The 24,105-nt window shown below is 63.9% G+C and carries 21 protein-coding genes, 2 tRNA genes and 1 pseudogene; 18 read left to right on the top strand and 6 right to left on the bottom strand.

What is annotated here, in order from left to right; all coding sequences use genetic code 11:
• Nucleotides 1-15: 15 nt before the first annotated feature.
• The 5 genes and pseudogenes from metG to ABD742_RS07100 all read left to right on the top strand — a co-directional run bounded on the left by metG (nt 16) and on the right by ABD742_RS07100 (nt 6,033).
• Nucleotides 16-1,575 (top strand): methionine--tRNA ligase, encoded by a 1,560-nt coding sequence (gene metG, locus ABD742_RS07080; RefSeq protein ID WP_234751945.1) that lies wholly within the window; start codon nt 16-18, stop codon nt 1,573-1,575.
• Nucleotides 1,576-2,074: 499 nt separating this feature from the next.
• Entirely contained in the window at nt 2,075-2,872 is a 798-nt protein-coding gene (locus ABD742_RS07085; RefSeq protein ID WP_234751948.1) for a hypothetical protein, read from the top strand.
• Between the two features lie 72 nt (nt 2,873-2,944).
• Complete coding sequence (locus ABD742_RS07090) at nt 2,945-3,649, top strand: class F sortase (RefSeq protein WP_234751951.1); 705 nt, start codon at nt 2,945-2,947, stop codon at nt 3,647-3,649.
• A 92-nt stretch (nt 3,650-3,741) separates the two neighbouring features.
• Nucleotides 3,742-4,805: pseudogene (locus ABD742_RS07095) on the top strand (3-isopropylmalate dehydrogenase).
• 115 nt (nt 4,806-4,920) lie between these two features.
• Nucleotides 4,921-6,033, top strand: coding sequence for a branched-chain amino acid aminotransferase (locus ABD742_RS07100; protein ID WP_234751954.1), 1,113 nt, complete (start codon nt 4,921-4,923; stop codon nt 6,031-6,033).
• Between the two features lie 59 nt (nt 6,034-6,092).
• On the opposite strand, the gene ABD742_RS07105 is transcribed toward ABD742_RS07100, so the two are convergent.
• Entirely contained in the window at nt 6,093-6,827 is a 735-nt protein-coding gene (locus ABD742_RS07105) for an SGNH/GDSL hydrolase family protein (RefSeq protein ID WP_234751956.1), read from the bottom strand.
• 146 nt (nt 6,828-6,973) lie between these two features.
• Between ABD742_RS07105 and ABD742_RS07110 the strand changes: the two genes are divergently transcribed.
• The 4 genes from ABD742_RS07110 to ABD742_RS07125 all read left to right on the top strand — a co-directional run bounded on the left by ABD742_RS07110 (nt 6,974) and on the right by ABD742_RS07125 (nt 10,916).
• Nucleotides 6,974-7,756, top strand: coding sequence for an MBL fold metallo-hydrolase (locus ABD742_RS07110; protein WP_234751959.1), 783 nt, complete (start codon nt 6,974-6,976; stop codon nt 7,754-7,756).
• 56 nt (nt 7,757-7,812) lie between these two features.
• Nucleotides 7,813-8,589, top strand: coding sequence for a fumarylacetoacetate hydrolase family protein (locus ABD742_RS07115; protein ID WP_234751962.1), 777 nt, complete (start codon nt 7,813-7,815; stop codon nt 8,587-8,589).
• A gap of 86 nt (nt 8,590-8,675) precedes the next feature.
• Nucleotides 8,676-10,190 carry a glutamate--tRNA ligase gene (gltX, locus tag ABD742_RS07120; RefSeq protein WP_234751964.1) on the top strand — a complete coding sequence of 505 codons (1,515 nt, stop codon included), beginning with the start codon at nt 8,676-8,678 and terminating at the stop codon, nt 10,188-10,190.
• Between the two features lie 12 nt (nt 10,191-10,202).
• Nucleotides 10,203-10,916 carry an HAD family hydrolase gene (locus ABD742_RS07125; RefSeq protein ID WP_234751967.1) on the top strand — a complete coding sequence of 238 codons (714 nt, stop codon included), beginning with the start codon at nt 10,203-10,205 and terminating at the stop codon, nt 10,914-10,916.
• Nucleotides 10,917-10,927: 11 nt separating this feature from the next.
• On the opposite strand, the gene ABD742_RS07130 is transcribed toward ABD742_RS07125, so the two are convergent.
• Nucleotides 10,928-12,391, bottom strand: coding sequence for a hypothetical protein (locus ABD742_RS07130; RefSeq protein ID WP_234751970.1), 1,464 nt, complete (start codon nt 12,389-12,391; stop codon nt 10,928-10,930).
• 342 nt (nt 12,392-12,733) lie between these two features.
• Between ABD742_RS07130 and ABD742_RS07135 the strand changes: the two genes are divergently transcribed.
• Nucleotides 12,734-12,805 (top strand) — tRNA-Gln (locus tag ABD742_RS07135).
• Between the two features lie 140 nt (nt 12,806-12,945).
• A tRNA-Glu gene (locus tag ABD742_RS07140) sits at nt 12,946-13,018 on the top strand.
• Between the two features lie 186 nt (nt 13,019-13,204).
• Here ABD742_RS07140 and ABD742_RS07145 read toward each other — a convergent pair.
• Nucleotides 13,205-13,768 carry a DUF1697 domain-containing protein gene (locus ABD742_RS07145; RefSeq protein ID WP_234751973.1) on the bottom strand — a complete coding sequence of 188 codons (564 nt, stop codon included), beginning with the start codon at nt 13,766-13,768 and terminating at the stop codon, nt 13,205-13,207.
• Nucleotides 13,769-13,829: 61 nt separating this feature from the next.
• Nucleotides 13,830-14,549, bottom strand: a complete 720-nt coding sequence (locus ABD742_RS07150) for an IclR family transcriptional regulator (RefSeq protein WP_028264661.1) — start codon at nt 14,547-14,549, stop codon at nt 13,830-13,832.
• A gap of 112 nt (nt 14,550-14,661) precedes the next feature.
• Between ABD742_RS07150 and leuC the strand changes: the two genes are divergently transcribed.
• Nucleotides 14,662-16,116 carry a 3-isopropylmalate dehydratase large subunit gene (gene leuC / locus ABD742_RS07155; protein ID WP_234751976.1) on the top strand — a complete coding sequence of 485 codons (1,455 nt, stop codon included), beginning with the start codon at nt 14,662-14,664 and terminating at the stop codon, nt 16,114-16,116.
• 9 nt (nt 16,117-16,125) lie between these two features.
• On the top strand, nt 16,126-16,728 hold the full coding sequence (gene leuD, locus ABD742_RS07160; RefSeq protein ID WP_078108589.1) for a 3-isopropylmalate dehydratase small subunit: 603 nt from the start codon (nt 16,126-16,128) through the stop codon (nt 16,726-16,728).
• A gap of 120 nt (nt 16,729-16,848) precedes the next feature.
• Here the strand turns inward: leuD and ABD742_RS07165 are convergent, their stop codons facing one another.
• On the bottom strand, nt 16,849-17,709 hold the full coding sequence (locus tag ABD742_RS07165) for a hypothetical protein (RefSeq protein WP_234751979.1): 861 nt from the start codon (nt 17,707-17,709) through the stop codon (nt 16,849-16,851).
• A 407-nt stretch (nt 17,710-18,116) separates the two neighbouring features.
• Here ABD742_RS07165 and murA point away from each other — a divergent pair, with 407 nt between their 5' ends.
• The 4 genes from murA to ABD742_RS07185 are packed head-to-tail and all read left to right on the top strand — an operon-like array spanning nt 18,117 to nt 22,445.
• Nucleotides 18,117-19,442: a UDP-N-acetylglucosamine 1-carboxyvinyltransferase gene (murA, locus tag ABD742_RS07170; RefSeq protein WP_059387657.1), complete on the top strand. Its 1,326-nt coding sequence runs from the start codon at nt 18,117-18,119 to the stop codon at nt 19,440-19,442.
• 11 nt (nt 19,443-19,453) lie between these two features.
• Nucleotides 19,454-20,230 carry a lysophospholipid acyltransferase family protein gene (locus tag ABD742_RS07175; RefSeq protein WP_234751982.1) on the top strand — a complete coding sequence of 259 codons (777 nt, stop codon included), beginning with the start codon at nt 19,454-19,456 and terminating at the stop codon, nt 20,228-20,230.
• A 17-nt stretch (nt 20,231-20,247) separates the two neighbouring features.
• A complete protein-coding gene (locus ABD742_RS07180; RefSeq protein ID WP_234751986.1) occupies nt 20,248-21,279 on the top strand; it encodes an NAD(P)H-dependent glycerol-3-phosphate dehydrogenase in 1,032 nt (343 codons plus the stop codon).
• A gap of 17 nt (nt 21,280-21,296) precedes the next feature.
• A complete protein-coding gene (locus ABD742_RS07185; protein ID WP_234752290.1) occupies nt 21,297-22,445 on the top strand; it encodes a D-alanine--D-alanine ligase family protein in 1,149 nt (382 codons plus the stop codon).
• Between the two features lie 39 nt (nt 22,446-22,484).
• Here ABD742_RS07185 and ABD742_RS07190 read toward each other — a convergent pair whose 3' ends face one another.
• Nucleotides 22,485-23,000 carry a DUF3515 family protein gene (locus tag ABD742_RS07190; protein WP_234751989.1) on the bottom strand — a complete coding sequence of 172 codons (516 nt, stop codon included), beginning with the start codon at nt 22,998-23,000 and terminating at the stop codon, nt 22,485-22,487.
• 84 nt (nt 23,001-23,084) lie between these two features.
• Here ABD742_RS07190 and thiL point away from each other — a divergent pair, with 84 nt between their 5' ends.
• Complete coding sequence (gene thiL, locus ABD742_RS07195; protein WP_234751992.1) at nt 23,085-24,098, top strand: thiamine-phosphate kinase; 1,014 nt, start codon at nt 23,085-23,087, stop codon at nt 24,096-24,098.
• The last annotated feature ends 7 nt before the right edge of the window (nt 24,099-24,105 follow it).

A 24,105-nucleotide genomic window follows, 5' to 3' on the forward strand; every position in this document is an offset into this window, starting at 1 on the left:
AGGTAACTTCGTAGAGTGACGTCTCCAGATAAACCCCCGTTCTACATCACCACCGCCATTACGTATCCGAACGGCGAGCCGCACATCGGGCATGCCTACGAGTACATCGCCACCGACGCGATGGCCCGGTTCAAGCGCCTCGATGGCTATGACGTGATGTTCCTGACCGGTACGGACGAGCACGGCATGAAGATTGCCCAGGCTGCGGAGAAGGAAGGCATCGCGCCCAAGGAACTCGTGGACCGGAATGCCGAAGTCTACAAGGCCGCCCATGCTGCCCTAGGCATCTCCTACGACCGCTTCATCCGCACGACGGACGCCGACCACTACGCCGCTTCCCAGGCCATCTGGAAGAAGATGGAAGCCAAGGGGGACATTTACCTGTCCAAGTACGAGGGCTGGTACTCGGTCCGCGACGAGGCTTACTACACCGAGGACGAGACCGTACTGAAGGACGACGGCGTCCGCTACTCGCGCGGTACCGACACCGAAGTGACGTGGACCGCCGAGGAGAGCTACTTCTTCCGCTTGTCCTCCTACCAGGACAGGTTGTTGGCCTTGTACGAGGAGCAGCCGGAATTCGGCGCCCCCCAGTACCGTTTCAACGAGGTCATCAGCTTCGTCAAGCAGGGGCTGCAGGACTTGTCCATCAGCCGGACGACTTTCGACTGGGGGGTCCCGGTGCCGGGGAACGACAAGCACGTCATGTACGTGTGGGTTGATGCCCTGACGAATTACTTGACGGGGGTCGGCTACCCGGATGCCGGTTCGGAGGCGTTCAGTAAGTTCTGGCCCGCGGACGTCCACGTCATCGGCAAGGACATCTCACGGTTCCATGCGATCTTCTGGCCCGCCTTCCTGATGAGCGCCGGCCTGGAACTGCCCAAGCGCGTCATGATCCATGGCTTCCTGACCAACAACGGCGTCAAGATGTCCAAGTCCCTCGGCAACGTCGTGGCCCCCAAGGATTTTGTGGAGCAATACGGCCTGGACCAGGTACGCTTCTTCTTCCTCCGCGAAGTGCCCTTCGGCGCGGACGGCAGCTACAACCACGAGGCGATCGTGGGTCGCATGAACGCAGACCTCGCCAACAACTTCGGCAACCTGGCCCAGCGTTCGCTGTCCATGGTGGCCAAGAACTGCGAAGGCAAGGTGCCGGTTCCCGGCGATTTCTCGGCCGAGGACACCGCGCTGCTGGCCCAGGCCGGCGGACTGCTGGACGTGGCCCGCGCGGCTTTCGAGAAGCAGGAATTCAGCCGTGCCCTTGAGGCAATCTGGGCTGTGCTTGGTGATACCAACGCGTACTTCGCCGAGCAGGCCCCGTGGGTGCTGCGTAAGACCGATGTCGAGCGCATGAACACGGTCCTGTACGTCACGCTGGAGGTTGTCCGCATCGTGGCGATCCTCGCCCAGCCGGTCATGCCGACGTCGGCCGCCAAGCTGCTTGAGGTGCTGGGACAGCCGGAAGGCGAGGCCCGCCAGTTCGCGGCCATTGCCACGCCGATCGTCCCCGGCACGGAGCTCCCGGCCCCGGCCCCGGTCTTCCCGCGTTACGAGGAGCCCGCCGAGGCCTAGACGCCCGCTCACATATGCCGTCCTTTGGGCGAACGCCCGCTCATTTATATGGTGCCTGACGCGGACGCCCGCTCACTTACGTTGCCTTCTGGGCTGACGCTCGCTCACTTTGGCGGTGCGTGACACCCCTTCACCTCACCGGTGAGGGGGTGTTCCTTTTCCGTCCCACGACCGCTCCGGTGCCCGGAGGCGGGTCCGGCGGGTCGCTGGACTTCCAAGTGGTACCTTCGCGCCGGCGAGTGGAACTCCACCCGGGGCAGGTAGCGGCCGGGGCAAGGCAGACCGGTTCCTACCTGTAAACGCGTAGCCGCCACTCGCGTTAATTAGTAGACGGAAACCTAGCCTGAAAAGCAAGCGAACTGATGACACTTTCTGGGGAGTAACTGTCAAGATTCATCCCGCTTGTTGAGGTCTCCTGTACTTGTCTTTCCTGGGTCTCGAAGACGGTTACTCCGCAAAGTCTGGTCAGCTCGAACCCGATGTGGTTGGAGGGACCGAAATGAAACGAACTATTGCGACCCTGGGGGTCGTGGGCCTGGGATTGCTGGGTGCCACGGTGACGGCGAATGCTGCTCCCTCAGACAAGATCACCATCTGCCATGCCACGCATTCGGCGTCGAATCCATACGTAGAAGTGACAATCAGCTTGTCGGCACTGTCTGGGCATGTCGCCGACACCAACGATATTGTTCCTGCAAACGCAGGCGACTTTATGCCCAACGGGCAAAACCTCACCCCCCAAAACATCGCCATCCTTAACGCCGGCTGCAGGGTGGTCAGCCCTCCCGTGACGAGCCGGCCGGCGACCAGCCCGGCGGTGGATCCGGTGGTCAGCCCTCCCGCGGTCAGCCCGCCGGCGACGAGTCCGGCGGTGGATCCCGTGGTCAGCCCTCCGGTGACGAGCCCGGCGGTGGATCCGGCGACGAGTCCGCCGGTGACGAGCCCGGCGGTGGATCCGGTGGTCAGTCCTCCCGTGACGAGCCCGGCGGCGACGAGTCCCGCGGTGGATCCGGTGGTCAGTCCGCCGGTGACGAGTCCGCCGGTGCCTGCAGCCGTCACTCCGGCAGCGCCGGCGCCTGCAGCCGCCACCCCCGCCGCGGCCGAAGCTGCTGCCGGCGCCGCAGCGGCGCCGGACCCCTCGATAACCAACGTGGGCTACAACGTGCAGACGGCCGTCGGCGGGAAGGCGGACGCAGGGATCCCCGGTTGGCTTTCCGGCCTGACTGCTCTCTTCAGTGCAGTGGCCGCGTTTGTCGTCGTGAGGAGCGGTGTGCGGGCCCGGAAGGCCGACCGCTAGGCAAACCCCGGTGGGTGCCGCCATACGATGTTCGGCACCCATCCACCTTCTTCGCCGTCTCCGGGAGTGATCATGGCCAGTCACCGTTACGTGCGGCAGCCTCGCGCAGCCGGCATCCGTGGCCTGCTGATCAGTTCCAGGGATCTTCTCTTGTTGGCGATTTGCGTCGGGGGGCTGCTTGCGTCCTGGCTGGTCTATGGCGCATACGGTCCAGGGAATCCGGCCGCTTTGGACGTAGGGCAGCTGGCGCTTTCGTCTGCGGCTCCTGCGATCAAGCCCGAGCCTTACCGTGCGGCGGTGGACGCTCCTGCCACTAGGCGGGGAACGAGTCTGCCTGCGGCGTCGGCGCCATTGCAGATTACGTACCCGGCGGTTGGCCTAAATGTGGTGGTTCACCCGCTGCGACCGGACCCCGCTGGCGGGCAGAGCATTGAGCCGCCGGAGACGATGGATGGATATTGGCTCAGTCCGTTCGGAACCCCCGGAGCGGGCTCGACGAATACCACCTACGTGATCGGGCACAGTTGGGAAGGACTCGACGCGCCGTTCAACCATCTCAGCTATGCAGCAGCCCCTGGGGATGAGTTCAAAGTCGTCACGGCAACGGGAACGATGACATACAAGGTCGATTCCGTCACGACGTACACAAAATCGACTTTGAAAGACAGTCCCGTCTGGACAGCGGTGCCCAATCGACTGGTCCTGATCAGCTGCTATACGCAGGATCTCTGGGGCAAAAATGTGGCCGTGGTCGCTTCACCTGTCCCCGGGCACTAGCTTCTCGCGAAGGGCGCTCCTCACAGACCTCCGGGCGCTCAAATGGTGAGACGATTTTGACCAACATGTGGATGCGTTGGCAGTCTGAAAACATGAGCGCAACGCAACCCGCCGCAACGATCAACCTGGCTGTCATTCCCGGCGACGGCATTGGCCCCGAAGTCATTGCCGAAGCCCTCAAGGTCCTGGAAAAGGTCGTCGCCGAAGAGGGCGTCACCTTGGAGCAGACCGAATACAAGCTTGGAGCCCAGCACTGGCTTGAAACCGGTGAAACCCTCCCGGACGCGGTCCTGGCCGATCTGCGCACCCGCGATGCCATCCTGTTCGGCGCTGTAGGTGCCGCCCCGGGGACACCCGCATTCCTTCCGGGATCATTGAACGCGAGATGCTGCTTAAGCTCCGCTTCAGCCTGGACCACTTTGTGAACCTGCGCCCGTCGCGGCTCTATGGCACGGTGGGCAGCCCGCTGGCCAACCCCGGAAACATCGATTTCATCGTGGTCCGCGAAGGCACCGAGGGTCCGTACGTCGGCAACGGCGGTACGTTGCGTGGCGGGACCCCGCACGAGGTTGCCACCGAAGTGTCGCTCAACACGGCCCACGGCGTCGAGCGCGTGGTCCGGGACGCCTTCCGCCGTGCCAGCGAGCGTCCCCGCAAGCACGTCACCCTTGTGCACAAGCACAATGTCCTGGTCTTCGCAGGCCACTTGTGGAAGCGCACCGTTGAAGCCGTGGCCAAGGAATTCCCAGAGGTCACTCACGACTACCTGCACATCGACGCTGCGACGATCTTCATGGTGACCGACCCGTCCCGCTTTGACGTGATCGTCACCGACAACCTCTTCGGAGACATCATCACTGACCTTGCCGCGGCCATCACCGGCGGCATCGGTCTGGCAGCCTCGGGCAACATCAACATGGACCGCACTGCGCCCTCCATGTTCGAACCCGTCCACGGTTCCGCTCCCGATATCGCCGGACAGCAGAAAGCGGATCCAACCGCCGCCATCCTGTCCGCGGCCTTGTTGCTGGACCACCTCGGCTACACGACTGCCGCCCGGAGGATCGAAGCCGCCGTCGTCGCCGACATCGAAAGCCGCAATGGCGACAGCCGCAGCACCGCGGCCATCGGCGACGCTATCGCGGCCGCACTTTAGGACCACTGCCCGGGCGTAAGCTTTACTTGAATTATTTACCTGCTGCCGTGGTCCGTCGCTGAACCATATCCTCCAAGAGATGGTTCGCTCTGCCTGGTAGCCGACTGGAGGAAACATGACTCAGACTGCCCACGGCGTCGAATTCAGCCAGCAGCTCTCGGAGACCCCGAAGCCTGCTGAGGAGCGTGCAGCTATCCTGGCAAACCCGGGATTTGGCGACTACTTCACCGACAACACTGCCATTGTCGACTACAGCGTGGACACAGAGGGCAAGGGCGGCTGGCACAGTGCCCGCGTCGAGGCCTACGGACCGATTTCCCTTGATCCTTCGGCGGCAGTGCTGCACTACGGCCAGGAGATCTTCGAAGGCCTCAAGGCATACCGCCACGCTGACGGCTCCATTTGGACGTTCCGTCCCGAGGCCAACGCCGCCCGCCTGAACAAGTCGGCCCGCCGCTTGGCCCTCCCCGAACTTCCCGAGGAATACTTCCTCGGTGCCATCCGCGAACTCGTGCAGGCGGACAAGGAATGGGTTCCGTCCGGCGACGGCGAAGCCCTGTACTTGCGCCCGTTCATGATCGCGACGGAAGCGTTCCTCGGTGTCCGCGCCGCCCGCGAGGTCTCCTTCCGGGTCATCGCTTCACCGGCCGGCAACTACTTTGGCGGCGAACTCAAGCCGGTATCCATCTGGATCTCCCGTGAATACGCGCGCGCCGGCCGTGGCGGAACCGGTGCCGCCAAGTGCGGTGGAAACTATGCGGCATCCCTGATTGCCCAGATGGAAGCCGAGGAGAACGGCTGCAAGCAGGTCCTCTTCCTGGACCACTTCAACGACGACGCCGTCGAGGAACTCGGGGGCATGAACGTCTTCTTCGTCATGAAGGACGGCTCACTGGTCACTCCGGCACTCACCGGAACCATCCTTGAAGGTGTGACCCGTTCTTCCGTCATCCAGGTAGCGAAGGACATGGACCGCGAGGTTTCCGAGCGCAAGATCACCCTCGCTGAATGGCGCGACGGCGTGGCCTCCGGCGAAATCGCCGAGGTCTTCGCTTGCGGAACCGCGGCTGTCATCACACCCATCGGCGTGCTCAAGGACAAGACCGAGTTCATCGGCTCCGAGGATGCCAAGGCAGGCGAAACCACCATGGCCATCCGCCAGCAGTTGCTCGGCATCCAGACCGGAACGGTCGAGGACAAGCACGGCTGGCTCACCCGCCTGGCCTAAGGTTCAGCAGAGCGCCCGACGGCGGCCTCCCACTTGGGTGGGCGGGTCGCCGTCGCCGTTTAACCAGTGAGCGGGGTGTTACCGGGGCTGGCTTGCCGGATCCGCGGCCCGATCAGCGCTTCCATCTTGGCCTGCAGATACTGCTGGCCCGCCGCGGACGGGTGATCGCCGTCGGGACCAATGAGGTCCGCGGCATCGTCCATGATCCAGCCGAGGTCGATCGGATCGACGAAGTCGGCGCCGGCTTTCAGGGCAGCGGCCTTATCCTGGTCGCGGATGTCGAGCCTTTCCGCTTCGGGCGAGCTCGTGTACGACGGCGGCCCGACCACCAGGATGTCCGCTTGGGGAGCGCGGGACTTGACTGAGGCGAACGCCCGTGCGGCCGCAGCCTCCGTTTCTCCGGGGGCGGTGCCCATGTCATTTTCGGAACCAAAGAACAACACCAAGCGGGTCTCGTCGGTTACCGCTGTGTCCACTTGGGAACCGAAGGTCGATCCGTCCTCGCCAACACTGACATAGCCGCTGCCATCATGCGCGGCATTGACGATGGTCGCCTGGAACTGTTGAAAGCCGGGATCGTTCTCCACCAGCTTGGGCCAGGCATCGTCAGGCGAGGTGCCGTGACCTGTGCTGAGGGAGTCTCCGATGATCACCACGGTGGGCTGGGCCGGGGCGGACCGGGGTCCGGTGTCGGAGGAACAAGCGCTGAGGACTGCGAGGACGGAAAGGCAGACGGTGGCGATTGCCGTCGTCGTCCGGAGAAGTTCTCTTCGTCGGGTGTGACTCCGCAACACTTCGACTCCTCCTCCGCAACTGTCCATATGTATCCGTCCCAGTTCCTTGGCACCATGCTACGTCGTGTGCCGGGCCTGCCTCTTGCCTCTTGGCATCGGGCTTCCGGTTCCCGGCTCCGGCCCTTGGCGTGTGCCAAGATGGAGAAGTGAATCCGGTCAGTGACGCCTCTTTCCAGAACAGCAGTCCCCTCACCCGCTCGCGGCTCGCGCCAAATCCAGGTCCGATGAGCCTCGACGGCACCAACTCGTACGTCATTGCCGCACCGGACGTCGCCGGGGTTGTCGTCGTCGATCCCGGGCCGCTCGACGAAACGCACCTCGCGGCCCTGGCTGCCACGGGAACTGTTGAACTCGTTCTCATCACCCATCGCCACAAGGACCATACCGAGGCCTCTGCCCGCTTCCACGAACTCACCGGCGCGCCCGTCCGCGCGGCGGATCCGGCGCACTGCCACGGAGGCCAACCGTTGCGGGGCGGTGAGGTCATCGAGGCTGCAGGCGTTGAGATCCGCGTGCTTGCCACGCCGGGCCATACTTCGGATTCAGTCTGCTTCCACCTTCCGGGCGACGGAACGCATGGCTCAGTGCTCACGGGAGACACCATCCTGGGACGCGGAACCACCGTCCTGGACTATCCCGACGGAAGGCTGGGGGACTACCTCTCCAGCCTTGACACACTCGAAAGCCTTGGTCAGGCAACGCTGTTGCCCGCGCACGGACCCGTGCTGCCGGCCGTCGATGCCGTATGCCGCGAGTACCGGGCCCACAGGGAGATGCGGCTGGACCAGATCCGCGAAGCCTTGGCGCGGCTCGGGGGCCAAGCCGAGGTCCAGGCCGTCACCGATGCGGTTTATCCCGACGTCGATCCTTCCGTGCGGTGGGCAGCTGAAACCTCGGTGGCGGCGCAATTGGACTATCTGCGCGGCTAGCGGACACCTCCACAGCGCGCGCGTACTGGCCGCCTGCGGACGGTACCCTAGAAACCATGCGTATCGCCCGGTTTGTAGTTGATTCTGATCCCGTCTACGGCGTTGTCGAAGGTGAGCCCGGCAGTGAAGTCATCACTGTCATCCATGGCGACCCCTTCTTCAACGGCGTCGAGCGGACCTCGGTCCGCCACAAGCTGGAAGACGTGCGACTGCTGGCACCGATCATTCCGCGCAGCAAAGTCATCGGTGTCGGACGGAACTTCGCGGAGCATGCCCGGGAACTGGGTAACGAGGTCCCGCAGCACCCCTTGCTGTTCCTGAAGCCGAACACCGCCGTCGTTGGCCCCAACGATCCGATCATCTTGCCCGAGTTCTCGGAGGAAGTCTCCTTTGAGGCGGAACTCTGTGTGGTCATTGGCCGCATTTGCAAGGATGTGCCCGAAGATCGGGTGGACGATGTCATTTTCGGCTACACCTGCGGCAACGACCTCACGGCCCGCGACGTCCAGAAGACGGACCTGCAATGGGCGCGTGCCAAGGGCTTTGACACCTCCGCACCGCTCGGACCGTGGATCGAGACGGAGCTCGACCCCGAAGACCTCGCCATCAAGGGCTGGCTCAACGGTGAACTCCGCCAGGACGGCAGCACCAACCAGATGATCCGCAGCGTCCGTGAGCTGGTGTCGATCGTTTCGCAGGCTTTCACCCTCCTTCCGGGTGATGTCATCATGACCGGGACTCCGGCCGGCGTCGGCCTGGTCCACGAGGGCGACCGATACGAGATCGAGATCGAAGGCATCGGCCGCTTGTCCAACCCGGTAGTCCGCCGGTAGGGGTTTGGCGGGCCACCCCGTCAGCCGCTTCCGCCCACGGTCACTGGGCATTCCGCCCACCGCCACGGGGTAAAGTTGGAACCATTATGACTACTGTTGCCGCGCCGAACTCTGCCGCCATTCCCGCCGTGAACGCCGAAACCCCGGTCCGCGTCCGGTTCTGCCCCTCACCCACGGGAACTCCGCACGTTGGGTTGATCCGTACGGCTCTCTTCAACTGGGCCTACGCACGGCACACCGGTGGCAAACTGATTTTCCGGATCGAGGATACCGACTCGGCCCGCGACAGCGAGGAAAGCTACCACCAACTGCTTGACGCCTTGAAATGGCTCGGCATCGACTGGGACGAGGGCGTTGAGGTTGGCGGGCCGCACGAACCGTACCGCCAGTCGCAGCGCAGCGACATGTACCAGGACGTCATCGCCAAGCTCAAGGCCGGCGGTCACATCTATGAGTCGTACTCCACTCCCGAGGAGATCGAAGCACGGCACCGCGCCGCCGGCCGGGATCCGAAGCTCGGTTACGACGGCTTTGACCGCCACGTCACCGAGGAACAGCTCGCCCAGTACAAGGCCGAGGGCCGCAATGCCGTGTTGCGCCTGCGCATGCCGGACGACGACCTCACCTTCAACGACCTTGTGCGCGGGGAAATCACGTTCAAGGCGGGATCCGTGCCCGACTTCGCCGTGGTACGTGCCAACGGAGCTCCGCTGTACACATTGGTGAACCCGGTTGACGACGCACTCATGGGCATCACGCACGTCCTCCGCGGCGAAGACCTGCTCAGTTCCACTCCGCGGCAGATCGCCCTCTACCGCGCCCTCTACGCCATCGGCGTGGCCGAGTACATGCCCGAATTCGGCCACCTTCCCTACGTCATGGGCCAGGGCAACAAGAAGCTTTCCAAGCGCGATCCGGAATCCAGCCTGTTCCTGCACCGTGAACGCGGCTTCATCCGCGAAGGATTGCTCAACTACTTGTCCCTCCTGGGCTGGTCCCTGAGCGCCGACGAGGACATCTTCACCGTGGAGCAGCTCGTGGCCAACTTCGACATCCACGACGTCCTGGGCAACCCGGCGCGCTTCGATATCAAGAAGGCCGAAGCCATCAACGGAACGCACGTGCGCATGCTCACTCCGGAGGATTTCCGTCAGCGGCTCGTGCCGTACCTGCGTGCCGCCGGCTTCGTGGGGGAGATCCTGACTCCGCGCCAGGAAGAGATCCTCGCCGAGTCCGCGCCGCTGGTCCAGGAACGGATCACCCTGCTGGGCGAGGCTCCCGAGATGCTCGCCTTCCTGTTCAAGAACGACGACGCGATCGACGTCGCCGACGACGCCCGCAAGGGACTCCCCGAGAACCTGGGCGAGGTGCTGGACGCCGCGTTGGCTGCGCTCGAACCCCTCGCCGACTGGACAGCAGAAAGCATCCAGTCAGCACTCAAGCAGGCCTTGGTGGAAGATCTTGGCATGAAGCCGCGCCTCGCGTTCGGCCCAGTGCGCACGGCAATCTCCGGCCGCCGCATCTCGCCGCCGCTGTTCGAATCGATGGTCATCCTGGGCAAGGATTCCTCGCTCACCCGCCTGCGCGCGTTCCGCGGCTAGTTCAGGCACGCCGTGATCAACGCACTTCATGAGTCATTCGGCACGATCCGGGGTGTCCTGTTCGACATTGACGACACCCTGGTGGACCTTGAGTACGCCATGACCACGGCCCTGCGTGACGTGAGCGAACACCTCCTGCCCGGCCTGGACCAGACCGGGTGGGAGAAGTTCGGACGGATCTTCACGCACGAAACCACGCATTTCTATGACCGGTATCTCGCCGGTGAATTGACGTTCAACGAGCAGCGCCTCCTGCGTGGCCGCGCAGCCCTGGGGCATTTCGGCGTGGAACTGGGAGGCGAGGACTCCCACACGTGGCTCAATGACTACTCGCGCTTGCAGCCCAGTTATGTCAGGGCCTTCAGCGATGTCCTGCCCGTCCTTGATGCACTGGACGCCGCGGGCATCCCTTATGGCGCCGTGAGTAACAACGTCCATGACTACCAGCGGGTCAAGCTCGACAGTGCGGGACTCGCCAGGGTCTCGGTCCTTGTCGGAACGGACACCGTAGGCGTGCCCAAGCCGGACCCCGCCATTTACCTGGAAGGGGTCCGTCGCTTGGGCACCACCCCGGCCGAGACCCTTTTTGTGGGAGACAACCGCCTTCTCGACGCCGACGGCGCCACGGCCGCCGGATTGCTGGGCATCTGGCTGAACCGCACCGGCGAGCACGCCTCCGACTTTTCCGTCCGGGAAATAGACTCCTTGACGCGACTGCTCGCCTGAGGCTTCTGCCGCTACGCGCCCAGCCGGAACTTCCGCAGGAAAACGAACGTTCCGACGGAACCCGCCCCCAGGACGCCCACAAGCCCGAGCGCCGTGCCGGTATCGGACTTTTCGGCCATGCTCGACGGCGATACCGCCGCAGCTCCCTGATGCAGTTCCGCTGTGCCCGCCGCGATTCGCGCATTTCCGTCCGCGAGTTTGTCGGCACCGGTGGACAACTGGGCCGATCCCGCGGCCAGTTTGGCGTTTCCATCGGACAACTTGGAGGCGCCCGCTGCCAACGCAGTGGAGCCGTCCAGGAGACCGGGGGAGGAGGGGTCAGCAGGGCTGCCCTTGATTCCCGTCATCAACGTGTCCGTGCCCGCAGCCAGGCGGGACGTTCCGTCCGTCATGCCGGCCGTGGCCTTGAGGAGCCCCGGATGCTCAGGGTCGCCAGGTACGCCGTCCATGCCCACGCGGATCTTTGCGGTTCCATCGGCGAGCATTTGGGTCCCCAGAACGACGCCCGGGGACGCCGGATCCTGGCTGTTGAGCTTCTGGGCGAGGGTGGCGAAACCGGCTGTCAGCTTGCCGGTCCCTGCCGCGAGCTTCCCGGTGCCGTCGGCGAGCCGTCCGGTGCCGTCGTGCAGTTGCGCCGCTCCGGCCGAAAGCTGGCCCGCCCCGGCCCGCAGTTGCGAGGCTCCGGCGTCAAGGCGGTGCGCGCCATCGTTGAGCGCATTGATCTGGGCCTTCAACGCTGCCAGGGGCACCACGCCCTGGATGCCGTTGGCGGCGTCGGCGAGTTGCTGGAGCCCTTGGGCCAACGCTGCGGAGCCCGTTCCCTTGGTGGGATCGTCTCCGGCTCCCGGGTAACCTTTGAGCTGATCGGTGCCCGCGGCGAGCCGGGCAGCGCCCGCGTCGAGTTGGGCGGCACCGGCGTCGAGTTGGGCGGCTCCGTTGTTGAGCTGGTTCGCGCCGTTGTTGAGTTGAGTTGCGCCGTCGCCGAGATTGTTTTCAGCGTTGCCGCCCGGCGTCGGGGTCAGCGCCGCGGAAAGCTGCACGGCCCCGGCCGCGAGCTTCTGTGCGCCGTCGTCCACCTTGTAGACTCCGGGCGCTAGCTTGGCGTTGACGTCATTCTGGATTTTCACGGCCCCTGTAGCGAGTTTGTCGGCCCCATCCTTCAACTGCTGGGCTCCCGGAGCCAGCTTGCCTTGGATTCCGTTTTGGACTTTTGACGCGCCATCCGCGAGCTTGGCAGCACCTGTTCCGGCTTCCGCAGCTCCGCCTGCGAGCCGTGCAGCGCCGTCCTTGAGCTGGCCGGCGCCGGCGGATGCCTGGCCTGCGCCGTCATTGAGTTGCGCCGACCCTGCCGCGATCTTCCCAATGACCAAGGTGTAGAAGCCGAGGAGCGCGATGAGCAGGAGAGCGAGCACGGCAATAGCGATTATCTGGGCACGGCTTCGTGTTCTGGTGGCAATTGCAGGGTTCGATGTCATGGGCAATTCCTCTCGATGACTTCCCGACAGCGGCGCTGCTGCCAGGGATCCCCCCATGTGACGCAGCTAACAAGCTAATCGGCCTGCAGCTGTGCCACGAAACAAGTGCGTGGCGTTGGTTACCGATTGGTAAATTACCGAGAGTAAACCTAAGGTACCGTCGATTGCAAGGGTTTTTTCATGTCGGCATCGACGTCGGCGGATCGCTGAGGGTCCGCGCCGGGCGGGCGCGGGCCTGCGCGCTCGATTTGTGTGCATCGAAAGTCTCGGGTAAAGTAATTACTCGTGCTGAGGGGCACGGAGCGAAGGTTTACGCCATCGAATCCGGCCTAAAAGTGCCAATGGGATATGGTGTAATTGGCAACACTACGGTTTCTGGTACCGTCATTCTAGGTTCGAGTCCTGGTATCCCAGCTCTGAATAATCCGCATGTTTGTGTGGGAATTCGGAGTTTCAAAGCGGTTCGCCGATTTGAAACAAAGGTGAATGTATGAAATACTCATTCAGCTTGAATGCCGGAAGCGGTATTCAGAATGCAGGAAATCAAAGTGCAAGGCCCCATCGTATAGCGGCCTAGTACGCTGCCCTCTCACGGCGGTAACGCGGGTTCGAATCCCGCTGGGGTCACAAAATGAATCCCCCGGAACCAACAGGTTCCGGGGGATTTTTCTTTGCATCAAGTATGACCCCCGAACCCTTGTACGCCGTACCTTTCTCCCCCTGTTTGCCGCGAGAAAGCCGAGGAGTGACCCGACTCGCCGTGTCGCAAGCGCTTTCCCATTTCAAAAGAGGGGAGAACTGTACGGCGGCCGCTCATTCTTCTTTCTGGAGGGCCTCTGCGGCGTCCTTGACCTTGATGAGCGTGCGCAGGTTCCGCGTGGTGGTGCTCGCCTTGTAGCGGGCCTTTGCGGAGAGCTTGCTGAAGGGGCTGTCCAAGGTGCCTCCCGCCGGGGCGAGCCAAGCGGAGGCCTCGGGACCCAGCCGGACCTGCTCGACGCCGCCCTGCCCGGGGGCGCCGAGGGCCGTGCCGGCGTCGAACAGTTCGTCCAACATGGCCGCATCCGAGGCGAGGGTGATGTAGCTGTGCGTGGTTTTGTCGTCGGCCGGATAAGGGCAGGCTTCCACTAATTCGGCAACCCTTTCAGCAGTCAGGACCACCACCCAGGCGTCATAACCAAATGCTTCCCTCAAGCACTCTTCAAACTCGTTCTTGACTCCCGCCGCGTCGAGTTCGCTCCGGAGCACCACGTTGCCGCTGGCCAGCAGGGTCTTGACGTCGGTGAAAGGGTGCGCCTTGAGGGCTGCCTTGAGGTCGGCCATCTTGATGTTGATCCCGCCCACGTTGATCCCGCGCAGGAACACGGCAAAGCTGTTCATGCGCCTACCCTACCTGCGCGCGTCTACGGGAGGGTGCCTAAGGGAAGCAGATGGGAAGCGGTTAGTCGTTGTTCTTCCGCAGGGCTTCGGTCAATACCCGGGCGGCATTGCAGACGACTTCGGCATGCAGGCGTCCCGGCTGGCGGGTCAGGCGCTCGATGGGGCCCGAAATGGACACCGCAGCAATGACCCGGCCGGAAGGACCACGGACGGGTGCGGAAACCGAGGCGACCCCAGGCTCGCGTTCGCCGAGGCTCTGGGCCCAGCCCCGGCGTCGTACTCCTGCCAGGACAGTCGGCGTGAACCGGGCGTTCTGGAGTCCGTCCAGGAGACGGTCGTGGTCTTCCCATGCCAGCAGGATCTGGGCGGCGGAGCCGGCCTTCATGGAAAGCTGGGTGCCCACGGGAATAGTGTCGCGCAGGCCGATCGGACGTTCGGCCGAGGCAACGCAGACGCGCCAGTCGCCCTGGCGTCGGAAGATTTGGGCGCTCTCCCCGGTGGCGTCGCGCAACTGGATCAAGACCGGGCCGGCAGAAGCGATGAGCCGGTCTTCGCCCGCCGCCGAAGCAAGCTCAACAAGGCGGCTGCCGAGGACAAAGCGGCCTTGGATGTCACGGCTCACGAGGCGGTGGTGGACGAGTGCCAGCGCCAGCCGGTGCACGGTGGGGCGGGCCAGCCCTGTTGCTGCCACAAGTTGAGCCAAGGTGGTTGGCCCCGCCTCAAGTGCGTCGAGCACTTGGGCCGCTTTATCGATGACGCCGACTCCACTAGAATTGTCCATGTAATGATATTGCCGTCTCAATATCTGAGATGCAAGTTGTTTCACTGGCGCAGTTCGGATCGCTGATGTTCAGTGGAAGTAGTCAAGCCAACCGCAGTGAAGGGAGTAGGCCGTGGGAAAGACACTGGCCGAGAAAGTTTGGGATGCGCACGTGGTGCGCAAGGGCGAGGGCGAAGGAGCCAACGCCCAGCCCGATCTTCTGTTCATCGACCTGCACCTCGTGCACGAGGTGACCTCCCCGCAGGCCTTTGAGGGTTTGCGCCTGGCCGGCCGCCCCTTGCGCCGCCCCGACCTCACTATCGCGACGGAAGACCACAACACGCCGACGCTGGACATCGACAAGCCGATTGCCGATCTGACCAGCCGCACGCAGATCCAGACCCTGCGCAACAACTGCAAGGAGTTCGGAGTCCGCCTGCACTCGCTCGGCGACGCCGAACAGGGCATTGTGCACGTTGTCGGCCCGCAGTTGGGCCTCACCCAGCCCGGCATGACGGTTGTTTGCGGCGATTCCCACACCTCAACCCACGGCGCCTTCGGTGCGCTCGCCATGGGCATCGGCACTTCCGAGGTGGAACACGTCATGGCCACGCAGACGCTGTCCCTCAAGCCGTTCAAGACCATGGCCATCAACGTTGAAGGCACGCTGCGCCCGGGCGTTTCGGCGAAGGACATTATCCTTGCGGTCATCGCCAAGATCGGAACCGGAGGCGGCCAGGGCTACGTCCTGGAGTACCGTGGCTCGGCCATCCGGGCGCTCTCGATGGATGCCCGCATGACCGTCTGCAACATGTCCATCGAAGCCGGTGCCCGCGCTGGCTTGGTGGCTCCGGACCAGACGACCTACGACTACATGTACGGCCGCCCTCACGCCCCGCAGGGCGCTGAGTGGGATGCCGCCGTCGAATACTGGAACACGCTGCACACCGACGACGACGCCGCTTTCGATGTCGAGGTGGACCTCGACGCCGATACCTTGGAGCCGTTCGTGACCTGGGGGACCAACCCGGGCCAGGGCATTTCGCTCAACGAAGCGGTACCGTTCCCCGCGGACTTCGGTGACGAGAACGCCAAACTGGCGGCCGAGCGCGCGCTGCAGTACATGGGCCTCGAAGCCGGCACGCCCATGAAGGACATCCGGGTGGACACGGTCTTCCTCGGATCCTGCACCAACTCCCGCATCGAGGATCTCCGTGCCGCCGCCGATGTCATCCGCGGGCGGGAAAAGGACCCGAAGATCCGGATGCTCGTGGTTCCCGGCTCGGCACGCGTCCGCCTTGAGGCCGAAGCAGAGGGCCTGGACAAGGTGTTCAAGGAATTCGGTGCTGAATGGCGCTTTGCCGGCTGCTCCATGTGCCTGGGCATGAATCCGGACCAGCTGGAACCGGGGGAGCGCTGCGCGTCCACCTCGAACCGAAACTTCGAGGGGCGCCAGGGCAAGGGTGGCCGCACCCACTTGGTTTCGCCGGTAGTCGCAGGAGCCACGGCAGTACGCGGAACGCTGAGCTCGCCTTCGGACCTGGAGCCCGCCTCTGTTTCCGCCTCCACCACCACCGACGCCGCCTAGGAGGGCCCCATGGAAAAGTTCACCACCCACACCGGCATCGGTGTCCCGCTGCGCCAGAGCAATGTGGACACGGACCAGATCATTCCCGCGGTCTACCTGAAGCGGATTACCCGCACCGGTTTCGAAGACGCGCTGTTCTCAGCGTGGCGCAAGGACCCGTCCTTCATCCTGAACCAGGAACCCTTCAACGCCGGTTCCGTGCTTGTGGCGGGACCCGATTTTGGTACCGGTTCATCCCGCGAGCACGCAGTCTGGGCACTGAAGGACTACGGGTTCAAAGCCGTACTCTCCTCCCGGTTCGCGGATATTTTCCGCGGCAACTCGGGAAAGCAAGGCCTCCTGGCGGCCGAGCTTGCCCAGGACGACATCGAACTCATCTGGAAGGTGCTCGAAAACGCGCCAGGCACCGAAGTCAAGGTGGACCTCGTGTCCAAAACCGTTGAGTGCGGAAACGTCGTGGCACCCTTCGAGATCGATGACTACACCCGCTGGCGCCTCCTGGAAGGCCTGGATGACATCGGCCTCACGCTCCAGCACGAGGAAGACATCACGGCCTACGAGGCCACAAGGCCTTCCTTCAAGCCGAAAACCCTGCCGGCGCGAATCCAGTAGATCAGCCGAAGAGGACGGGCGGCTGCCTGGCTAGCTTCTGCACCTTGAAAGGACCGGCGCACCCGAAGGAACGGGTGCGCCGGTCCTTTTCGTGTGCGTGACGCGTTTCGCCGGATGTGTTCATGGCCTGATCCCGGCGTTGTGCAGCTTCAACAAGAGTTCGGCGCCGTCTTTCGCTTCCGGCCACATCCAGCGGACTAGGGTCAATCCCGTTGCCCTCAGGCGGTCCTCCCGGATCTTTTCGGCCTTCAGAACGTCTTCCGGGCTGCGTCCGGCCAGATATTCGCCCCGACTGTATTTCGCCCAGCCATCGAATTCGCCCACGACGCCGTATTCCGGCCAATGGAAGTCCGAGTAACCGATCAGCCCTTGTGCGTCGCGATGCGCTGCCTGCAGTTCGGGCTTCGGAACACCGGCCAGTATCATCACAGCGCGGCTCAATGATTCGCCCGGCGAACCGGACGCGGGATCAGCCGCCGCAAGTACTCTTTGCACTCGCCGTTGTTTGACTTTGCTCAGCCCGCCGAGTTGAGAGAGGACTCTTTCGCCGAATTCCTCCGGGGATCGCCCCGATTGACTCCAGAACGAGGCTGCGCGGTCCGCGGCCGGCAACGATCCCGTGAGGGGCAACATGGCGGCGAGGTCCCTGATGGTCTGGTCCATGGAGGTAACCCGCAGGCCGTCCAGCATCACAACTTCGCAATCCTCCGGGACGGCCAAGCGGCGCCTTATGCCATTCCGGGACCTGCCGCCGCCCGGTCCCGGCATGACCAGTGTCTCGACTTCCTCAGGCACCTCGATCAGCGGCAGGCCCCACAACACGGCTGCTGATTGGCCGCAGAAGACCGGCGGCTTGCGGGCGGCGTCGTTCACGGCTTGGACTTTAACGCGGAACTGCTCCCACGGCTCAAGCTCCATCCATCGGCTGACCGGAAGGTACAAACCCCGACGAATCCGTACTAGTTCATTGCGCAGGGCCATTCTTGCAACCGTCCGCCCTCCGTGGTCATCGTTGGGGTTGGAATGCGGGGTTATCCATGGATCGGGCCGGAAAGGTGGCATGCCTCCAGCCTTAGGGGCACCGCGTCCGGCGGCCAGCCCGCCGTCGTCGTATGTGGAAAAGTCCTGCGAAAACGGGAACGAACGCGCCACGCAATGCGCGCTCGGGCCACCAACTGCACCAGCTATGGACCATGGCACCTGAACTACCAGGAGCGCCGGTCCTTTCTGGGTGCGGAGTTGATTCCGGCGCGCGCTCGGGCCACCAACTGCACCAGCAAACCCGCCTTCGCCACGCCTCCCCATTTCGAATCGGTAACGCCAGCTTTTATGCTTAGCTTGAGCCTTCGTAAGTGTGGGGGCATCAACTCGTGAGGAAACCGGTATAGATGAGTAGTGTTCTGACAATCCGCGGCGGCGTCCCTTTGACCGGCCGCGTCACCGTCAGAGGTGCCAAGAACCTTGTTCCCAAGGCCATGGTGGCTTCCCTCCTCGGCAACGAACCCTCGGTGCTGCGGAACGTCCCGGAAATCAAGGACGTGGAGGTAGTCACCAGCCTGTTGCAGCTCCATGGCGTGACTGTTCAGAAGGATCCCGTCACCGGTGATCTCACCCTGGATCCCAAGAATGCGAAGACTGCGTCCAGTACCGCGATCGACGCCCATGCCGGGGACTCCCGCATCCCGATCCTGCTGTGCGGTCCGTTGATCCATGCAATCGGTGAAGCATTCATTCCCGATCTCGGCGGCTGCAAGATCGGCGACCGGCCGATCGATTACCACTTGAACGTGCTCCGCCAGTTTGGTGCCGTCGTCGAAAAGCGCCCGGGCGGCATCCACATTTCCGCTCCCAAGGGTCTCCACGGCGCCAAGATCTCACTCCCGTACCCGTCGGTGGGAGCCACGGAGCAAGTCCTGCTGAGTGCCACGCGCGCCGAGGGCATCACCGAACTCAGCGGTGCCGCGACCGAACCGGAGATCATCGACCTCATCGCTGTGCTGCAGAAGATGGGTGCCATCATCAGCGTCCAGACCGATCGAACCATCCGGATCGAAGGCGTTCGGGACTTGGGTGGCTACGACCACCGCGCGCTGGCAGACCGCAATGAATCGGCGTCGTGGGCTTCCGCTGCCCTGGTGACCCGCGGAGACATCTTCGTGGAGGGTGCCTCCCAGCGGGACATGATGACTTTCCTCAACACCTACCGCAAGGTGGGCGGCGGAATGGATATCCGCGAGGACGGCATCCGCTTCTACCACCCCGGCGGAAAGCTGAGCCCGCTCGTCCTTGAAACGGATGTGCACCCGGGCTTCATGACCGATTGGCAACAGCCCCTGGTGGTCGCCTTGACGCAGGCTGAAGGCGTGTCGATTGTCCACGAAACCGTGTACGAAAACCGGTTCGGCTTCACCGACGCCCTGACCCGCATGGGCGCAACCATCCAGGTCCACCGCGAATGCCTTGGGAGCGTGCCGTGCCGCTTCGGCCAGCGCAATTTCCTGCATTCCGCCGTCGTCTCAGGACCCACTCCGCTGAGGGGCACCGACATCGACATTCCCGACCTCCGTGGCGGATTCAGCCACCTTATTGCGGCGCTCGCCGCGACCGGCACGTCCAGGGTGACCGGGATCGACATCATCAACCGCGGCTACGAGCGCTTCACTGAAAAGCTTGCCGGGCTGGGCGCCGATTTCGACCTCACCGAATCCAAGTAACGGGGGACACTTTGAAGGAATCGGCCCAGAGCCGTGCCATGTTCGCTGTTCTTGCGGGAGCTGCGCGACCGCTCATGAACATCCTCATGGCAAAGAAGTGGGAGGGGACCGAAAAGCTCCCCGCGGGTGGCTTCATCGCCGCCCCGAACCACTGCACCGAGATCGACCCCATCGTCGTGGGGCACATGCTCTACAACATGAAGCGTCCACCGCATTTTCTCGCGAAAGCGGGCCTCTTCAAGGCCCCCGTCCTCGGTAGCCTGTTGCGCGCCACGAACCAGATTCCAGTGGAGCGCTCGACGACGGGGGCGAACCGCTCGTTGCAAGCCGCCCAGGAAGTGGTGGATGCCGGCGGCGCCATCATCATCTATCCGGAGGGCACCCTGACGCGCGATCCGGATTTGTGGCCGATGAAGGGCCACACGGGAGCTGCGCGCCTGGCAATCCAGACCGGTGCCCCCGTGGTACCCATTGCCCATTGGGGTGCCCATGAGGTGTTCCCCCGGTACGCCAAGCGCCTGCACGTCTTCCCGCGGAAGACCTCCCGCATCCTGGTAGGCGATCCCGTGGACCTCAGCGCTTTCCAGGGCCGGGCACTCGACCGGGCCACCTTGGTTGAGGCTACGGACATCATCATGGGTGCCATCACGGAGCTTCTTGCTACATTGCGGGGGGAAGAACCGCCCAAGGAACGCTGGGACCCTGCCGCCCACAACCAGTCGAAGCACGGTCGGTTCCAAGCTACTGAAGGAACCTCGGGCACCGACGGCACGGACGGACAGAAGTGACCTCCGGGGAAGAACTCATGGCCGACACAGGTGTTGTCGCCGTGCTTGGCGCGGGATCCTGGGGCACGACGTTCGCAAAGGTCCTGGCGGATGCTGCACTTGCCACCGGTGCGGAGCGCAGTATCCGCATTTGGGGCCGGCGGGACGAAGTGGTTGCCCAGATCAATGCGGAACACCGCAACGCCCAGTACTTGAAGGACATTGCGCTGCCCGATTCCATCACGGCCTCAACAGATGTAGCGGAGGTCCTTGCGGGCGCCGGAATCGTAATTCTGGCCGTGCCGGCGCAGTCGCTTCGGCTTCAACTGCGCAAATGGAAACCACTGGTGGAACCTGGCGCCGTGGTCGTTTCGCTTATGAAGGGCCTTGAACTCGGTACGGATTCCCGCATGAGCCAGGTCATTTCCGAGGAACTCGATATTCCGCAGGAGCGGGTGGCCGTTGTTTCGGGACCCAACCTGGCGATGGAGATTGCGCGCCAGGAACCGACGGCTTCCGTGGTGGCCTGCAGCGACGAAGCTACGGCTGTATCATTCGCGCTCTACTGCACCGCGCCGTACTTCCGCCCCTACACGAGCAACGATGTGGTCGGCGTCGAAATCGGGGGGATCGTGAAAAACGTGATCGCCCTGGCCGTCGGTATCTGCGAAGGCAAGCAAATGGGCGACAACACCAAGGCCTCGGTGATCACCCGCGGGCTCGCGGAGACCTCTCGGCTGGCCCTTGCCCTGGGTGGCGACGCGCGCACGATGGCAGGCCTTGCCGGACTGGGGGACCTCGTGGCTACCTGCTCTTCGCCCCTGTCCCGGAACCATACGGCGGGACGATTGCTCGGCGAAGGTTTGACCCTGGATCAGGTCACCGAGCGTATGACGCAGACGGCGGAAGGCATTAAATCCGGGTACGCTGTCTACGAACTAGCCGGAAAACTCGGTGTCGACATGCCGATCACCGCGGCCGTGGTAGCCGTCCTCGAAGGCAAACTATCCGTTGATGAACTTGGGCCCAGACTCCTGGCCCGCTCCCTGAAGTCCGAAGGCGATTACTAACTGTGACCGAAGAATCCCTGTCTGCCGGAACTGCCGAGTCCGCGACGCCGGCCGAACATCGGCGGCCTCGCGTCGCCGTACTCTTTGGCGGCCGATCCAGCGAGCACGCCGTCAGCTGTGTGACGGCGGCGGGCGTCATGGGCGCTATCGACAAGAGCAAGTACGACGTCGTCCCCATCGGGATAGCCAAGTCGGGGCAGTGGGTGATCCCCTCCGCTGACATCAGCCAGTGGTCGCTGAGCGCCTCGGCCTTGCCTGAGGTCCTGCCTTCGGGAAAGACTGTAACCCTCGCTGAAGTGGGTGGAGCCCACCAATTGATCGTCACAGCACCGAATGCGGTGCCCGAGGAACTGGGCTCCGTGGACGTCGTGTTTCCGCTCCTGCACGGCCCTTGGGGCGAAGACGGCACTGTCCAGGGGCTCTTGGAGCTCTCGGACACCCGCTACGTGGGAGCCGGAGTCCTCGCATCCGCCGTCGGCATGGACAAGCATTTCATGAAGGTCGTTTTCGAGGCCGCCGGACTTACGGTGGGACCGTATGTCGCCGTCACTGACCGTGAATGGATCAACGACGCCGAAGCCGTGCGCAAACGCGTGGACCGCCTCGGCTTTCCGGTCTTCGTGAAGCCCGCCCGCGCCGGTTCCTCGATGGGGATTTCCAAAGTCGATTCCATGGACGGGTTGGATGCCGCCATCGAAGAAGCACGGCGACACGACCTCAAGCTGGTGATCGAGGCCGGCATCGTTGGCCGTGAAATCGAGTGTGCGGTCCTTGAAGGACGCGGCACTGCGGCCCCGCGAACCTCCATGCCGGGGGAAATCGCCGTCGCTCCGGGCGAACACGAGTTCTACGATTTCAACGCCAAATATGTGGAGGACGGCGCCGCCGCCCTTAGCTGCCCGGCCGATATTCCGGACGAGGCCATTGCGCGCGTCCGTGAGCTCGCTGCGGCCGCGTTCGATGCTGTGGGTGCAGAAGGCCTCAGCCGCGTGGACTTTTTCTACACTCCGGTCGGCGAACTCATCATCAACGAGATCAACACGATGCCCGGATTCACCCCGAAGAGCATGTATCCGCAAATGTGGGCGGCTTCCGGGCTGGGCTACGCCGAGTTGATCGACGAACTCATCTACCTGGCCCTCAACCGGAAAACGGGCCTGCGCTGATAACCGGCCTGCGCTGATAACCGGCCGGCGCTGCGTACGCTACTTGCCAGGGGTGCTCGTGGGCAGGTTCTGCAGCAGCTCAGGCTGCCCGATGCACTTGCGAACGGCCTTGATTTTCGCTGCGGCGGGAGCCAGATCGGCAAGGACCGTGGCGGAACTGATCTTATTCGGGTCCATGAGGATTTCAGTGGCGGGCTCGCGCCCGTACGTGGTCAGGGTCCACACCGGGTCGCCTTCCTTGATGACCCAGTCGACGTCGTTGACGGTGACGCAACGGTCCGTGGTGGGGCCGGGCACGTTGACGCCGCAACGCAGAATCAACACAGACGGATCCCCCCATGCCGCCGTGGCCTGGCTGTTGGTCTTCCGCAGGGCGGCGCCGCCGATAGAGTCCGGGAGCGACACCATCATGGGCGCGCAGGCAGCATTCGCGGCATCAGCCGCGGGCTTGACGTCGACGACGGGAGAGCAGGCTGCAAGGGTAAGGACCGAAACCGCCGCGGCTGTCAAGGAACAGAGGGCGCGGACGTACACAGCGGCTTTCGTTTGTTGCATTGATCAAGCCTATCGCGGCTGCGGCAAGCCCCTGGCGCCAAGGGACAGCCCTTTGTTGTCGGCGGTTCGCGATAGCGTAGAGCTGTGTCCATAGAACAACAGACTGTCGGGGAACTCTCCGAAGGCGAGCTGCTCGCGCGCATCTTTCCGCGCCTGAACCACAGCAGCAGCGTGCTGCTCGGGCCCGGGGACGACGCCGCCGTCGTCGCCGCCCCGGATGGCCGGACCCTCATTTCCATCGACACCCAGACCCAGGACCAGGACTTCCGCCTGGAATGGAACAACGGATACCGGACGACGGGCTATGACGTCGGCTGGAAATCGGCAGCGCAGAATCTCAGCGACATCAACGCGATGGGTGGTACCGCAGTGTCCCTCGTCGTCAGCCTGACCATGCCGCCCGGCACTCCGGTGCAGTGGGTCGAGGACTTTGCGGATGGCCTGACGGCCGGCATCGTCGGCTTGGGGGCTGCCGATTGTTCGGTTGCCGGGGGAGACCTGGGCCGTGGCCGCGAAATCGGGGTGACCGTCGCCGTCGTCGGGACAATGCACGGGCTCCCTGCTGTGTTGCGCTCCGGGGCCCGTCCGGGAGACATCCTGGCCCTTGCTGGAAGTGTTGGCCGCGCCGCAGCCGGCCTGGCCCTGCTTGAAAGCACCATACCCCTAGGCAAGCTGAACGCTGCCCAGCGCGGACTCATGGACAGCCAGTGCAGGCCGCAGCCGCCTCTCGCCGCGGGACCGCAGGGTGCCAAGGCAGGAGCAACGGCCATGATGGATGTCTCCGACGGGCTCTTGCGCGACGGCGCCCGCCTCGCCGAAGCCAGTGGCGTCGCACTCGACCTCGACCCCATCGCGCTCAAGGCCCTTGCCACTCCCCTGGAAGCTGCCTCGGCTCCCCTTGGCCGCGATCCCATGGACTGGATCCTGGGGGGCGGAGAGGACCATGGCCTGCTGGCGACATTTCCAGCCAATGTTCAGCGACCTTCCGGCTTCACTGCGATAGGCTCGATCCAGGCCGTTGCCGAAGGACAGCACAGCGGCGTCCGGATAGCGGGAATGCCCGTTGACACCGTGGGATGGGATCACTTTGCAGACTAAGATTGCC

This window comes from Arthrobacter ramosus (assembly GCF_039535095.1).
GTDB lineage: Bacteria > Actinomycetota > Actinomycetes > Actinomycetales > Micrococcaceae > Arthrobacter > Arthrobacter ramosus.